The 12,603-nt window shown below is 28.5% G+C and carries 15 protein-coding genes; 6 read left to right on the top strand and 9 right to left on the bottom strand.

Annotated elements, in window-relative coordinates; all coding sequences use genetic code 11:
* Nucleotides 1-2: 2 nt before the first annotated feature.
* The 7 genes from ELQ11_RS05105 to ELQ11_RS05075 form a co-directional block, all read right to left on the bottom strand.
* Nucleotides 3-437 carry a flagellar protein FlgN gene (locus tag ELQ11_RS05105; RefSeq protein ID WP_044778880.1) on the bottom strand — a complete coding sequence of 145 codons (435 nt, stop codon included), beginning with the start codon at nt 435-437 and terminating at the stop codon, nt 3-5.
* Nucleotides 438-477: 40 nt separating this feature from the next.
* Nucleotides 478-675 (bottom strand): flagellar biosynthesis anti-sigma factor FlgM, encoded by a 198-nt coding sequence (flgM, locus tag ELQ11_RS05100; RefSeq protein ID WP_002792053.1) that lies wholly within the window; start codon nt 673-675, stop codon nt 478-480.
* Between the two features lie 62 nt (nt 676-737).
* On the bottom strand, nt 738-1,079 hold the full coding sequence (locus ELQ11_RS05095) for a hypothetical protein (RefSeq protein ID WP_002862122.1): 342 nt from the start codon (nt 1,077-1,079) through the stop codon (nt 738-740).
* Entirely contained in the window at nt 1,079-2,125 is a 1,047-nt protein-coding gene (locus ELQ11_RS05090) for a flagellar basal body P-ring protein FlgI (RefSeq protein WP_002870893.1), read from the bottom strand. Before ELQ11_RS05090 ends, ELQ11_RS05095 begins: the two co-directional genes overlap by 1 nt.
* A gap of 58 nt (nt 2,126-2,183) precedes the next feature.
* Complete coding sequence (rsmD, locus tag ELQ11_RS05085; protein WP_044778878.1) at nt 2,184-2,867, bottom strand: 16S rRNA (guanine(966)-N(2))-methyltransferase RsmD; 684 nt, start codon at nt 2,865-2,867, stop codon at nt 2,184-2,186.
* Nucleotides 2,860-3,243 carry a hypothetical protein gene (locus ELQ11_RS05080; RefSeq protein ID WP_002870895.1) on the bottom strand — a complete coding sequence of 128 codons (384 nt, stop codon included), beginning with the start codon at nt 3,241-3,243 and terminating at the stop codon, nt 2,860-2,862. Before ELQ11_RS05080 ends, rsmD begins: the two co-directional genes overlap by 8 nt.
* The gene (locus ELQ11_RS05075) at nt 3,240-4,313 is read right to left on the bottom strand and encodes a DUF5644 domain-containing protein (RefSeq protein ID WP_134225177.1); all 1,074 of its coding nucleotides are present in this window, start codon (nt 4,311-4,313) and stop codon (nt 3,240-3,242) included. Before ELQ11_RS05075 ends, ELQ11_RS05080 begins: the two co-directional genes overlap by 4 nt.
* An 86-nt stretch (nt 4,314-4,399) precedes the next feature.
* Here ELQ11_RS05075 and ELQ11_RS05070 point away from each other — a divergent pair, with 86 nt between their 5' ends.
* The 3 genes from ELQ11_RS05070 to ELQ11_RS05060 all read left to right on the top strand — a co-directional run bounded on the left by ELQ11_RS05070 (nt 4,400) and on the right by ELQ11_RS05060 (nt 7,338).
* Nucleotides 4,400-5,221: a thiamine-phosphate kinase gene (locus tag ELQ11_RS05070; protein ID WP_126231680.1), complete on the top strand. Its 822-nt coding sequence runs from the start codon at nt 4,400-4,402 to the stop codon at nt 5,219-5,221.
* Nucleotides 5,190-6,293, top strand: a complete 1,104-nt coding sequence (gene truD, locus ELQ11_RS05065) for a tRNA pseudouridine(13) synthase TruD (protein WP_126231679.1) — start codon at nt 5,190-5,192, stop codon at nt 6,291-6,293. The genes ELQ11_RS05070 and truD overlap by 32 nt, the downstream gene beginning before the upstream one ends.
* Nucleotides 6,294-6,360: 67 nt before the next feature.
* Nucleotides 6,361-7,338, top strand: coding sequence for a DUF4917 family protein (locus ELQ11_RS05060; RefSeq protein WP_070317688.1), 978 nt, complete (start codon nt 6,361-6,363; stop codon nt 7,336-7,338).
* On the opposite strand, the gene prfB is transcribed toward ELQ11_RS05060, so the two are convergent.
* Together prfB and ELQ11_RS10300 are read right to left on the bottom strand one after the other, a co-directional pair.
* On the bottom strand, nt 7,339-8,436 hold the full coding sequence (gene prfB / locus ELQ11_RS05055; RefSeq protein ID WP_126264480.1) for a peptide chain release factor 2: 1,098 nt from the start codon (nt 8,434-8,436) through the stop codon (nt 7,339-7,341).
* Nucleotides 8,437-8,543: 107 nt separating this feature from the next.
* Nucleotides 8,544-9,449 carry a sugar transferase gene (locus ELQ11_RS10300; RefSeq protein ID WP_243833538.1) on the bottom strand — a complete coding sequence of 302 codons (906 nt, stop codon included), beginning with the start codon at nt 9,447-9,449 and terminating at the stop codon, nt 8,544-8,546.
* Nucleotides 9,450-10,166: 717 nt separating this feature from the next.
* Here ELQ11_RS10300 and ELQ11_RS05045 point away from each other — a divergent pair.
* Genes ELQ11_RS05045 through ELQ11_RS05035 form a run of 3 tightly spaced genes read left to right on the top strand, consistent with a single transcriptional unit; the run spans nt 10,167 to nt 12,515 of the window.
* Nucleotides 10,167-10,460: a hypothetical protein gene (locus ELQ11_RS05045; RefSeq protein WP_126264481.1), complete on the top strand. Its 294-nt coding sequence runs from the start codon at nt 10,167-10,169 to the stop codon at nt 10,458-10,460.
* Nucleotides 10,460-11,182, top strand: coding sequence for an SDR family oxidoreductase (locus ELQ11_RS05040; RefSeq protein WP_126264482.1), 723 nt, complete (start codon nt 10,460-10,462; stop codon nt 11,180-11,182). Before ELQ11_RS05045 ends, ELQ11_RS05040 begins: the two co-directional genes overlap by 1 nt.
* Nucleotides 11,175-12,515 carry a fatty acid--CoA ligase family protein gene (locus tag ELQ11_RS05035; protein ID WP_126264483.1) on the top strand — a complete coding sequence of 447 codons (1,341 nt, stop codon included), beginning with the start codon at nt 11,175-11,177 and terminating at the stop codon, nt 12,513-12,515. Before ELQ11_RS05040 ends, ELQ11_RS05035 begins: the two co-directional genes overlap by 8 nt.
* Nucleotides 12,516-12,603: the final 88 nt, after the last annotated feature.

The raw sequence follows: 12,603 nt of genomic DNA, 5'->3' as shown, positions 1-12,603 counted from the left end.
CCTTATACATTGATCTTGAAAATTGACTCTGGATTTGTCTTTTTATCTCCATAAGCATTATTTGTTCCATCATTGATATCAAACATTTTATTTACTAAGCTATCAAGAAAATCTTTGACAATAAGAACAAATTTAGCATACTCTTTGTTTTTACTATGAAGGTTTTGAAGATTTTTTTTAAGTAGATCTAGTTTTTGTTTATCTTCATTATCTAAGAGTTCACTAAGCCCTTTTGTAGAGCTATTATTTAGCTCAACCAAGGCAACATCAAGTTGTTTTTTAGCTGTAATAAATTCGGCGATAAGTTTGTTTTTTTCTTCTACACTTGGCGTTACACTCTCATGTTTAGCCACTTTGATATTTTCTATATCTTCTTCGGTTAAAGCAATAAGTTTTGCTAAGATAGCATTTACTTCATCAAGTCTTTGTTTAAGCATATTTTCTCCTTTTCTCTCTCAAAAAAAGGAGAATGAAAATTTAGATTAAAGAGTCAGCAATCGCAGCAGCTGTAGCTTTTGTATCGATTTTATAAGTACCGTTTTTAATCTGCTCTGCGATTTTACTCGCTTTATCATTTTCCGTTTTTTGAGTATCGTTTGTTTTTGTTTCTTTATCTATTCTATTTGTATTTAATGTGGTATTTGCCACATAACTTTGTTGTATAGGATTGATCATTTCTGCCTCCTTGATCTTAGTTATAATCCTCTACAAACTATATCGACCCAAATTTAAAAAACTTAACCCCTTTCTTTTAAAAAATCGTATAATAATTTTGAAAAACCCATACCTCCACTTAAAGCTTTACTCATGGTATCGTTATACATGGAAGAGTATATTTCATCGCTGGCATCTTTTCCAAAGAGTGAATTTTGACTTTTTAAAGATACATCTAAAACTTGCTTTAAAAAAAATGCTTCAAAAGCATCCGTTTGTTCTTTTAAGGCTTCATCTTCTTTGCTCTTTGTAACTATATCATTATCATTTATTTTGATGCTTGATTCTAAACTTCTTGCTTTAGCTGCACGATCAAGTAAAGCACTATTCATACTATAAGTATTTAAAAAATTATCGATTTTCATTAGATGATCTCCAAATCCGCGTTAATTGCACCTGCACGCTTTAAATTTTCCATAATAGCGATAATGTCATTTGGGGTTGCTCCAAGTTTGTTAAGCATTCTAGCTATATTTGCAACTGTGCTTTTTGCATTGTTGATTCTTAAGGTATTTGAACTTGGATCTACAAAACCACCGTCTTTCATATCGATTTCATTTTGATTAGCTACTGAGTTATTATTTGGATCTATTTTTATGGTGATATCTTTATGAGTGATTAAAACAGGTTCTACCTCTACATCAACTCCAGCAATCACTGTTCCTGTTCTTTCATCAATGATAACTTTGCTTTGTGGTTTATAAGCTATATCTTGTTCTAAAACTCTTGCCATAAAATCAACATTTGAAAGATCTTCAGGTTTTTTGAGTTTTACTGTGCGAGAGTCGATGGCTTTAGCCACTTCTTCGCCAAAGACAGTATTTAAAACTCTTTCTATATCGTTTGCGGTTTTAAAGTCTGCTACTTTTAAGCTTAAGGTTAGATCATTATTTTGACTAAAATTTTGTGGAATTTCTCTTTCTACATTAGCTCCGCCCATTACGGTTGCAGCAGTTGAGTGAGAACCTGCTCCTCCTGGTCTAGGTGTTAAACCTCCTGTTGAGATAGAGCCTTGTGCTATAGCATAAATTTCACCATCAATCCCACGAAGTGCAGTCAGTAAAAGTGTTCCGCCTTGTAAAGATTTTGCATCACCCATAGATGAAACGGTAATATCAAGTTTATCTCCGCTTTTTGCAAAGGCTGGAAGTTTGGCTGTAACCATAACAGCTGCGGTATTTTTTGATTTGATATCGTTAGGATCTACTTTGATATTCATACCTTGCAAAAGGTTTGAGATGGATTGTAGTGTAAATTTAGAGCTTGTTCCATCGCCGCTTCCATTAAGCCCTACAACAAGTCCATAACCTATAAGTTGGTTATCTCTTACACCTACAGTGTTTGCTACATCCTTGATTTGTACTGCAAAAATGCTTGTCATAAAGAGTAAAAATATCGTTAAAACTCTCATGGATTCTTCCTTTAATCTATTGTTGATGATAGATCAAGCAAGAAGTGTTCCAAGTAAGTTAAGAAGCGTAAAAGCTTAAGCTAGTTGATCCAAATTTCTTTTCTTTGACTTTTTGAAAATTTTGGATTTTTTCGGGAGTTTTTATGGTTGAGTGGTGTTCAAAAATGATTAAATTTAAAGCCTTTAAATCTAAATTTTCTAAAAAATGATAAATTTTTTCATAAATATCGCTAAAACCTTCCCTAATATCAAAAGGTGGATCAAGATATAAGATGATTTTATTTTTTGAATTTTCTATGAGTTTGGGTAAAATTTCAAAAGTATTTGCATGGATAACTTCTAAATTTGGATCTATATTTTTAGCATTTTCTAAAGCAATTTTATAGGCTTTTACATCAAGTTCTATAGCATAAGCTTTTAAAGCATAATTACTTAGTGCTTCAGCCGCCATTAAAGCACTTCCACCAAAGGCTTCAATGAAAATTTTATCTCTTAAATCTTCCCTTATTACATTAAAAACACAACTTTTTACTATGCTTTTAGTACTTCTTGTTGTTGTAAGACTAGGTAAAAGTAGTTTTTTCCCTTTGTATTTACCACTTTCTATATTTGTATAAAGCTTTGTTTCTTTGACTTTTTTTATTTTTTCTTTAGGGGAACTAATTTCTTGTTTTTGAAGAAATTTTTTTCTTTTTTCATTGTGATTAAAAAAGTCTTTAACGCTTATAAATTCATCATTCATCATTAAGTGCTTTTACGAGTTTGTTTTTAAGATCTTTTATGGCAAGATCGATTTTATTTTCATAATCTTTTTTAAATTCCAAAGCAATAGCGTCAATTTTTTCTTCAAGCAGTCTTTTTTGTTCAAGTGCAAGTTGTAAAGCTGCTGCTTTTAAAGCATTGTCAAATTCATTTAAAGACTCAAACAAGGCTTCTTTGCTAAATGGCACGCTTAAAAATGGAGAGTTCTTAGAGATGATAAATAAGGGTTTTGCGGTGTGAATTTTTTCATCGCTAATGATAAAATCACAATCTTTTTTCATTACCAAATGATCTTTTAAAAAAAGTTCTAAAGTTTTTTCTATGATGAGGTCTTTACATTCTAAAGAGATTTTCATATCAAACTAACCTTTAAAGTGTGATTTTTTAATGATGGAGCTTGTATACCTTGGATAAGGGCTAAAAACTCAAAACGACTTAAAATATAAAAGTCTTCAAATTCTCTCCCACTTGTTCCCATAAGTTTTTTAGCACAAGTATCAAAAAGATAAAAATCCTTTTCTTCTTTTACTACCATAAAATCAGCCCCGCTATCATAAGCGTCCAAAACAATATCTGCAGCCATTTTATAGCTTAGTGTGGGATTTAAATTCAGTAAAGTAAAGCCATTATTTTTTGTACTGTTTTCATAGGAAATAAATTTAGCTTCAAGTTTGGATTTTAAAGTATCACAAGCATTAAAACCATAAAAAGCTATATTGAAATCTTTAAAATTATGCTTAATTTCCTTAAGTTCTTTAATCTCATTATCAAAAGCATTGGTTTTAGGTAAATCAAAGTGTAAAATATTTTTATCAAAAAGCCCTAAATTTAAAATTTCATTTTGTAGGTTTTTGATCGTTGTTTCTAAAATTTCATTTTTGCTTTCAAGGTGATAAAAAATACCCTTTTCTTTATCTGCTAGAGTTTTTAAAATTTCTATCTTTTTTTCAGGATATTTTTCTATCATTTTTGAGGCCAAATAAAACACTCCATCGCCCATATATTCAGGAAGATAGTCTAAAATTTCACTCGCATAATATAAATAATCATATTTTGCATAAAGCTTTTTATCCTCTTCATCGCCAAATTTTTCAAGATATTTGTATTTGTCTAAAAAATCATTTTTATCAATGATAAGATCTTTAATAGCTCTTTTTGTACTTAAAGGCTCGATACAAAGATTAAAATCAAATTCTTTTGCTATTTTTTCTAAAGGTGTAAAAAGTGGTATGATTTGCTTATTTACAACTATGTAAGTATTTTCATATTTATCAAAATCAAAATAAATATCATCATCTTGAACTTGTAAAAGCAAATCATAAAAGCTTGCAAAATTTTCATAATTATCATAAATATAAGGTTTATAATAAGCCTCATAATCCTTGGTTTTATCAAATCTAAAAATTCTTAATTCTAATTTTTTCATGGTTTTTCCTTAAATATTTCTATATTATATAAAATTTTTCTAAAATTCACTAGAATTTAAAAGGAAATTTTATAAAATCACGCATTATGAACAAAGAAGATTTTATTATCAAAGCTTTTTTAAATGAAAAAAATGGCGATGATGGAGCTATTATTGATGATTGGTGTTTTAGCAAGGATTTGTTTTTTGAAAATGTGCATTTTAAAAGAGAGTGGCTTAGCTTAGAGCAAATCGCTACAAAAGCAATGCTTGTCAATATCTCAGATGCCATTGTGATGAATGCTGTACCAAAATACGCACTTTTAGGACTTGCTTTACCAAAAAATTTAAGCGAAAATGAGATCAAAGCCTTGCAAAAAGGTTTTTTAAAAACAGCTAGGAAATTTAATATAAAAATCATAGGCGGCGATACTATAAGTAATGATAAAATAGACATTAGTCTTACTATCATTTCAAAGATCAATAATAAAGCTGTTTTTAGAAAAGGTTTAAAAAAAGGACATTTACTTGCTTATACAGGAAAATTAGGACGAAGTTTAAAAGGGCTTGAAATTTTACAAAATGGGGGCACTTTAAAACCAAACCATGTATTTATAAAGCCAAAATTAAGAGCTAGTTTTTTTTATGAAATCGCACCTTTAATTTCTTGTGCTATGGATATTTCAGATGGTTTAAGCAAGGATTTATCAAGGCTTTTAGCCTTAAATAAATGCGGTATTTCTTGGTTTAAAAAACTTGATGATTATACGCTTTATAGTGGAGAAGAATATGAAATTTTGTTTGCTTTTGATGAAAAAGAACGGCAAAATATAGAAACAATAGCCAAAAAATACGGCGTGAAATTAAATATCTTTGGAAAAGCAGTGAACGGAAAATATGAATTTAGCGGAAGAGAACACCATTTTTAAGCCTTTGTATAGTTTAAAACACAGTCCTATTAATGCGTATTTTAGTAAAAATAGCGATGATTTTGTAGTGCGTGAAAAGCCTTTGTATGAATTTAGCGGTAAGGGTGAGCATATTATTTTACATATCAATAAAAAAGATTTAACCACAAATGAAGCTTTAAAAATTTTAAGTGAAGCAAGCGGGGTTAAAATAAGAGATTTTGGTTATGCAGGGCTTAAAGACAAGCAAGGATCAACCTTTCAATACCTTTCTATGCCTAAAAAATTTGAGAGTTTTTTGTCAAATTTTTCTCATCCTAAACTTAAAATTTTAGAAATTTTTACCCATGAAAACAAGCTAAGAATAGGGCATTTAAAAGGAAATTCTTTTTTCATACGCTTAAAAAAAGTTTTACCAAGCGATGCTTTAAAACTAGAACAAGCTTTGATGAATTTGGATAAACAAGGTTTTGCGAATTATTTTGGTTATCAGCGTTTTGGAAAATTTGGGGATAATTACAAAGAAGGGCTTGAAATTTTGCGTGGCAAAAAGATGAAAAATGTAAAAATGAAAGAGTTTTTAATTTCAGCTTTTCAAAGTGAGCTTTTTAATCGTTATTTGAGTAAAAGAGTGGAGTTGTCACATTTTGCAAATGATTTTAGCGAAAAAGAATTGATCCAAATTTATAAAATCTCCAAAGAAGAAGCTAAAGAACTTAAAAAACAAGAACAATTTTTTAAGCTTTTAAAAGGTGAGGTTTTAGGGCATTATCCTTTTGGAAAGTGTTTTTTATGCGAGGATTTAAGTGCTGAGCTTGGGCGTTTTAAGGCAAGAGATATAAGTGCCATGGGGCTTTTAATCGGTGCTAAGGCTTATGAAACAGGAGAAGGTTTGGCCTTAAATTTAGAAAATGAAATTTTTAAAGATGCTTTGGAGTTTAAGGCTAAAATGCAAGGTTCAAGACGCTTTATGTGGGGATATTTAGAAGAGTTAAAATGGCGTTATGATGAAGAAAAAGCTCATTTTTGTATAGAGTTTTTTTTACAAAAAGGCTCTTATGCCACTGTGGTTTTAGAAGAAATTTTGCATTGAATCACGAAATGATTAAAACAATAAGTAAATATATCACTGAAGAATACTACGAAAGGATTTTTTTAAAATGAATGATAAAAATCAATTATTAACGTATGAAGATATAAAGAGAAAACTGACAATGTTGTCTCAAAAAAATAACGTTTTACTTTTGGGCAATGGATTTAGTATAGCTTATGAAGCTAATTTTTCTTTTGAAAATTTGATAAATAATATGAACAAAAATGACAATATTATAAATAATCTTTTTTCTAAACTTGAATTAACAAATTCTCATGATATTGAAGAAATTATGAAGCATTTGGAGATTAGTCAAAGAGTTTTAGAATGTTTTGATTTTAATGATAAATCAAGTATTGTAGAAGAATATAAAATTAAATTAAAACAAGAATTTATTAAAATTATTAGAGAAAAACATCCTAAATTTTTAGATGAAAAATCTTCTACAGCTATTGAATTTATAGAGCCTTATGGTAATATTTTTACTCTTAATTATGATTTGCTTTTATACTGGTTAATAATGGAGTATAATAAACAAGCAAAAGATGATACAAGAAGGAAATACTGCGATGGTTTTCTTAAAAAAGATTCAAGCTTAATATTTCAAGAAGACTATTGTGATAAAAATTTCTTTTTTCTTCACGGAGCACTCCATTTATTTGAAATCGATAATAAGCTTATAAAGATACGTAATAAAGATAAAGCCATCTTGGAACAGATTATTGAACAAATTGATAATAAAAACTACCCTGTGTGTGTTTTAGGTGGAGATTCTAATAAAAAATTAGAGCAAATTTTAAAAAATAAGTATCTTCAATTTTGTTTAGAACAATTAAAAACCATTGAATGCGATAATTTAGTTATTTTTGGAACCAAGCTTAAAGAAAATGATGAACATATTAGAGAGGCAATCAATAGTAATCATAATATAAAAAATATTTTTTTAGGTATATCTGATTGTGAAAAAAGATCAGAAATTAAGCCATTTAGCACTGATAAAATTATTTTCTTTTATGATTACAGAAGTGTAAAATTATGGAAATAACTACTCCGCTTTCAAAGCAATCAAAACGCCTTCTATCATTTTCTTAATATCTCCATCAAGGATATTATCCACTTGAGAAAAAGCTTCTCCGCTGCGATTGTCTTTGACTTGCTGATAAGGGAAAAGCACATAAGAGCGGATTTGATGCCCCCAACCTATCTCGCTTTTTTCTCCAGCATTAGCACTATCTTGTTGTTTCATGAGTTCAAGTTCATAAAGGCGAGATTTTAGCATTTTAAAAGCAGTGGCTTTGTTTTTGTGCTGACTTCTGTCATTTTGGCATTGTACAACTATACCAGTTGGAAAATGTGTGATTCTTACAGCTGATTCTGTTTTATTGACATGTTGTCCGCCTGCACCGCTTGCTCTGTAATAATCTATTCTTATATCTTTTTCTTCGATTTCAATTTCTATATCATCATCAAGTTCAGGGCTTACCATAACACTTGAAAAGCTTGTATGACGGCGTCCTGCACTATCAAAAGGAGAAGTTCTTACCAAACGATGGATACCATTTTCAGCCTTTAAATAACCATAAGCATTTTCGCCTTTAACCAAAAAGCTCACATCTTTAAGTCCTGCTTCTTCGCCTTCTTGAAAGTCTAAAGTTTCGACTTTAAAACCTTCTCTTTCGCAAAATCTTAAATACATTCTATAAAGTATGCTTGCCCAGTCATTACTTTCTGTTCCGCCTGCACCTGGGTGAATGGAAACAATGGCATTTTTACCATCATTTTCTCCGCTTAAAAGCATGGAAATTTCAAGACCTGTGATAGTATCTTCAAGCTTTGGTGCGTCATTAAATAAAGCTTCAAGTGTTTCTGTATCGTTTTCGCTATTGGCTAGATCGAAAAGTTCGCATGCGTCATTTAGGGCATTAAAAGCATTTTCATAGTTTTTAAGTAGATTGGTGATTTTGGTTTTTTCTTTTCCTATGATCCCTGCTTGTTTGACATCGCTCCAAAAAGAAGGAGAATTTTCAAGCTCTTCGATTTCTTTAAGCCTTGTTTGGATATTTTCAGGCTTGATGATGGAGGCTATGTTGCCGACTTTGTTTTTTAAAGTTTTTAAAAGTTCGCTAAATTCGTAATTATCCATAAAAATTTTCTTTCTTCATTTTTAGGTATTATTTTAGCAAATTTTACATTAAAAAATCTATTGTTACGATTTCTTATGCTTTGTAAAGATTTAAAAAAATTCTTATTCTACCGCTTCTTCCCAAACTCCTTTTTCAACCTAGGCGCATCTTTGAATATAAATTTGATATACCCCCCCCCATACCAATTCTTACTAGCCTTAATAAATTCTTCTCCTAATTTATAAGTAAAACATTCTTTTTCTTTTAAAGCTTCTTTATAATCTGGATAGCTTTCTAAAGGAGGTAAAGCTAAATTTGGATTTTCTTTTATTTTTTCTTCATAGGCTTTTTGTTCAAATTTGTGTTTGTCTTTTATATAAGATAATACATAAGGCATTCTTATATAACCCCATAAACTTTTTGAATTAGCAATTAAAGCTCGCCCTAGTTTGTAAGATAGATGATTTTGGATGCGAGCTTTAGCTGAATTGGCTTGAATAAAAGTAATTTTAGGATTTATTATGCTCATTTTTATACCCAAAGATTTAGCAAGTTTTTTACTTTCTAATTTTTTAATAACCAAATCTTGTTCTAAATTAGCTAATTCTAAGTGTTGTTTTTTTACAGGTAAGGAATTTAGGGTTTGTTTTAGAGAGATGTTATCTTGTTCTAGTGAAGAGATTTTTGAGTATAGCTCATTTGTTTGATTTTGTAGAAAACATGACTCATTAAGCTGTGTTTTAATATTATATTCCTCTATAGATTCTTTTATTAATTGCAAATCTGGCATCAAATGATTAAAGTTATATTCTTGATCAATGTCAACTTCCTTATGTAACCAACTATAGTTTATATTCTTAGTAGTATTGAAATCTTCTTTAATTAAAAACAAAGAAATTAAATTTACATGATCTAGAGTATTTATATAATTTTCATATTTAAATACTTTATGTGAAATTTCTGAATACTCAAAATTTTCATTAAAGGATACTGTGGTATTATTATCAATTATAAATTTTTTCTTAATATCCAAAAATATATTATATCCAAAAGCTGATTTTATAAGTTTTGAGTGAGAGTTTGAAAATAATAAGCTAGAATAATTATAAGATATATTTGAATTTATATTTTTCGGGGTAATTTTGGATTTTGCATTATTAAAGGTGTGTATTCCTATTAATTGAAATCCATCATATTCAAATTGTCATAGTGTTTTTCTTGTTATGATGATAAATCATATATTCGATATTATCAATAATGTTTTTGCTAATATTATGCTTAAACATATGATATGAATCTGGTTTTATGCAAAAATTACTAATGTCTAGTTAATAATATTTAATATTTATATGTTTTTTATTTTCTAAATTTGCTAATTTATTATAAAGGTAGTATATATTTTTTTTTAAGATCGAAGTAGTATTTGATAAGAGGTATCCATAATATTGGATTTAATAATAATTAAATTAGTATTGTTTATATTCTCATGATTTTTTCTTTTTAAACAGTAAAGTTTATGCAATGATATTGTTATATCAAGTGATAAATTAAATAAAGAAATATTGTTTTTTTTAATTTAGCTTGAAGTCCTATGGAACTCTTAAATTGCTAACTTCAACTAATACAATATTTTTTATTAATACATCCAAAAATATGAAATTTTTAGACTCAAAATTAAGAGATTATACTATATTTAAGTTATTTTTTTATAAAATAAAAGTACAGATTATTTTAGATAAGGATTTATGTTATGAAGACTAATGTTAAAAAAAATATACTACAATTATTAAATAATTTATCGGATGAAATACCTGAATTAAAAATAGTAGATGAAAACACAAAATTATATAATGGTTTCGGTGGTTGTTTAGACTCGTTAGCCCTAGTGAATTTAGTTGCTGACTTGGAAGAACTTTTAAGTAGAGAATTTAATAAAGAAATCATTTTAGCGGATGAAAAGATGATGAGTGCAAGAAATTCTCCATTTAAAGATGTTGAAAGCTTAACTGATTTTATAATTAAAAAACTCCAAGAGCAAGAATAATGCAAAAAATCATCATTATCACAGGAACTAGAAAAGGTATAGGTAAAGAGTTAAGTGAATACTATTTGAAGCAAAATCATATAGTTTGTGGTTGCTCAAGAGGTAAAGCGAGCATAGAGCATGAAAATTATAGACATTTTGAATTAGATGTTTGCAATGAACAAGCTGTAGTTTCTATGGTAAGAAGTATAAAAAAAGAATTTGGAAAAATTGATATTTTGATCAATAATGCTGGTATAGCAGCTATGAATCACATATTAACCACTCCATTTAAAAGCTTAGATAATATTTTTAAAACCAATGTTTATGGTAGTTTTTTACTAATAAGAGAAGTTTCAAAAATCATGAGCCAAACATACAAAAAAAAACAAGTTGTTATGCCTTATAGAATTATAAATTTTTCTACAGTTGCAGTTGCTTTAAGATTAGAAGGAGAAGCTATATATGCGGCATCAAAAGCAGCTATTTGCAATTTAACTCAAGTTTGTGCTAAAGAATTAAGCTCATTTGGCATTACTTGCAATGCCATAGGACCTACGCCAGTTCCCACTGATTTAATTAAAAATGTACCAAAAGATAAAGTCCAAGATTTACTTAATAAACAAGCTATAAAAAGATTTGGAAATTTTCAAGATATTGCTAATGTAATTGATTTTTTTATTGATGAAAAAAGCGATTTTATAACAGGACAGATAATATACCTAGGTGGAGTAAATGGATAAATTCAAAAATATTTTTTTAAATAAAGTTTTTAATGACAATAAAGAGCAATATGCTTTAATTTATGAGGATCAAAAATATACTTATAATGATTTATATAATAATATAATCAATAAAATTAATTTATTAACAAACCTTAAAAATGTGAACATTGTTGGTCTTATAGGAGATTATGATTTCGAAAGTATAAGTTTATTTTTAGCATGTATTGAGCTTAATAAAATAATTATTCCATTTATTAATGAAAGTGAGATTGATAATAAGCTTACTGAAATTAATTGTGATATTTTATTTAAAAACAATCAACACGAACTTCAGAAAAAACCTTACAATAATCATGATTTAATTCAAAAACTTATAGATGCAAATAAGCCTGGCTTGATTTTATTTTCAAGTGGTAGCACAGGTAAGCCCAAGGCTATAGTACATGATCTTGATAAGATTTTAAATATCTATCTTAATAAAAAATCAAAAAAACTTAATATTTTATTGTTTTTAATGTTTGATCATATAGGTGGTTTAAATACTTTGTTTAACTGTCTCAGTATGAATGCTTGTGCAATTGCTATAAAAGATAGAAAAAATATTGAAACCTTAGCTCAAACTATAGAAAAATATCAAATTTCACTCTTGCCTACTTCCCCCTCTTTGCTTAGTTTAATGTTAGTAGCAAATGTTATTCAGAGGTATAATTTAAGCTGTTTAAAAATTATTAGTTATGGCACAGAGAGAATGCCAGAAACTTTACTTGTAAAATTGAAGCAAACTTTTCCAAAAGTTAAATTTCATCAAACTTTTGGTACAAGTGAAGTAGGCATAGCTCAAACAAAAAGCTTTGGGAATTACTTTAAACTAGAAAACATAGCATATAAAATTATCAATAACGAGCTATTTTTAAAAAGTAATATGCAAAGTTTAGGTTATTTAAATGCTGATAATTCTGTTTTTACAGATGATGGATACTTTGCTACTGGTGATTTGGTTGAAGTGATTAATGAAAATGGTGAAGAATATATTAAAATTATTGGAAGAAATAAAGAAGTTATTAATATTGGCGGAGAAAAAGTATTGCCTCAAGAAGTAGAGGGTATATTAATGCAAATACCATTTATACAAGATTGTTTAGTCTATGGGCAAAATAACCCTTTAACAGGTCAAAGTGTTTGTGCAAAGATTGTAATAAAACAAAATGAAAATCCTGCTACTTTAGAAGCCAAGAAGGAAATCAGACTATTTTGCAAAGATAAACTAGCTAGTTATAAAATACCAACTAAAGTAGAGATTGTTCAAAAGTTAGAAATCAATGAAAGGTTTAAAAAGATAAGGAATTCTTAACTCTTTCTTATCTTATGCTTTGTAAAGATTTAAAAAAATTCTTATTCTACCGCTTCTTCCCAAACTCCTTTTTCAACCTAGGCGCATC

Source organism: Campylobacter sp. US50a (assembly GCF_004379015.1).
GTDB lineage: Bacteria > Campylobacterota > Campylobacteria > Campylobacterales > Campylobacteraceae > Campylobacter_D > Campylobacter_D jejuni.
The sequence above is the reverse complement of the archived record's forward strand: the minus strand, read 5'-3'. Positions and strand labels throughout refer to the sequence as shown.